The following is a 329-nucleotide window of genomic DNA, read 5'->3' as shown; positions in this document are numbered from 1 at the left end:
CTTTGGCCCTGCTGATGCATCCGGCCCTCATCGACTTCCAAAAGATGTTCTCGATCGGCATCGTTCCTGGGATAGGGTCAGAGATCCCTTCTACTCCCGGAACTGGATCGGTCGAAGGCAAAGGATAATCCGTCCACATGCCATCGTAGTAGTCAGGAAGCCAGTGCAACTGTTCGCTGGGGTTGTCATAGAATTTTGCAAGCCATTCATCGTGTACCTTCTGGGCAAGGGAGTGCGCCTCGCGGTCGGTGATGGGACGTGCGGCCGACTCAATTTGGTCGATGGGTTGCTCGCTCAACCCGCTTTGAGCGGCACCAAGCCGAATGCGG

Annotated in this window: 1 pseudogene; it reads right to left on the bottom strand. The window is 56.2% G+C overall.

Annotation, left to right across the window (positions count from 1 at the left end):
• Positions 1 to 329: pseudogene (locus EN852_RS41935) on the bottom strand (hypothetical protein); the annotation flags it as partial.

It is taken from the genome of Mesorhizobium sp. M2E.F.Ca.ET.209.01.1.1, assembly GCF_004010375.2.
GTDB lineage: Bacteria > Pseudomonadota > Alphaproteobacteria > Rhizobiales > Rhizobiaceae > Mesorhizobium.
Note: the sequence above shows the minus strand (reverse complement) of the source record. Positions and strands in the feature narration are given on the sequence as shown.